2 protein-coding genes and 1 pseudogene are annotated in these 1,122 nt (G+C 70.1%); 1 reads left to right on the forward strand and 2 read right to left on the reverse strand.

Annotated elements, in window-relative coordinates:
* Positions 1-55: 55 nt before the first annotated feature.
* Positions 56-484, reverse strand: coding sequence for a diaminopimelate epimerase (locus tag ABTY04_RS41025; RefSeq protein WP_352218526.1), 429 nt, complete (start codon positions 482-484; stop codon positions 56-58).
* Entirely contained in the window at positions 481-666 is a 186-nt protein-coding gene (locus tag ABTY04_RS41030; protein WP_352218527.1) for a hypothetical protein, read from the reverse strand. Before ABTY04_RS41030 ends, ABTY04_RS41025 begins: the two co-directional genes overlap by 4 nt.
* Positions 667-731: 65 nt before the next feature.
* Here ABTY04_RS41030 and ABTY04_RS41035 point away from each other — a divergent pair.
* A pseudogene (locus ABTY04_RS41035) lies at positions 732-890 on the forward strand (ISL3 family transposase); the annotation flags it as partial.
* Positions 891-1,122 lie beyond the last annotated feature (232 nt).

A 1,122-nucleotide genomic window follows, 5' to 3' on the forward strand; every position in this document is an offset into this window, starting at 1 on the left:
GTCAACCAGTCCTGGGCGGCGATGAACTCCTTCATCCCGGCTGCCAGATGGGTGTTCAGGTTGTCCCAGACCAGCACGATCGGGCCGTCGAGCTGTTCGCTGCCGGCAAGGCAGGCCAGGCCGTGGCTTCCCACGCCAGTAGGGCCGGTGTGGAAGCGCCGTAGGCGGGCCGCTGCAGGTCCCGTTCGCCCGTTGCGTCGGCCGTCGGCCAGGAGGTGTAGAAGCGGACGGTTCCCTGCGCGGTGAGGTAGGCGGGGCCGGTCAGGGGCATGGCCCCATCGTCGGCGAAGTCGACCAGGAGGCGGCCTCCGGGGGCGTCGACGGCGTAGCGGGCTGGCCCGCTGGGACGGTGCCCGCGGTGGATGGCAGCGGCGACCGCGGCACAACCGCCCGTGCCGCAGGACGGGGTTTCACCGACATCGCGTCCGTGGACGCGAAGCACCAGGTGACGGGAGCCGAGGTCGCGGACGAACTCGACGGTCACCCCGTGCGGAAGGGCGCTCGCCGGGACAACGGCCGGGCGGTGGCGAGCGTGCCAGCATGGCGCAGGTCGTCCACGAAGACCACGGCGTGCGGGTTGCCGACGTCGACGTGGAGAGCGTGCCAGCGTCGGCCGACGACGGTGACGGTGATCCGTTCCGGGCCGGGAAGAGCGCCGATGCCCATGGAGATACTGACGTCGCCCTGGTGAGCTTCCGGTCCGGCGGCCAGGCAACGACAAGAAACTCACCGGCCTCGGACTCGACCGTGCAGCCGTCGAAGCCGGCCTCATCCTCCCGCACCACAACGGCCGGACCAAAGGTGTCAACACCTGCATCCAACGGATCATGAGACAGATGCACGGCCGCGCGGGCTTCGACCTCCTCCGGCACCGCATCCTCCTGCACTGACCGTCACCCGCCACTGCCTCGATTACGGGACAGAGCCGTTGACTTTACGGACCCCTCTTCGTCGGCGAGGCTGGACAGCCTGGTCGGGTGGGAACCCACAGGTGCGGCTGGTGACCACGGCAAGCAGTGCCGTGGTGAGCGCGCAGCGAGCCCCCGCCGGACACACAGCGTCGATGAGCAGACGTCGAACGCGACGAAGCAGACCGGCCACCGGGCGGGGGCCGCCGTACTC

It is taken from the genome of Streptomyces sp. NPDC097981 (assembly GCF_040302565.1).
Lineage (GTDB): Bacteria > Actinomycetota > Actinomycetes > Streptomycetales > Streptomycetaceae > Streptomyces.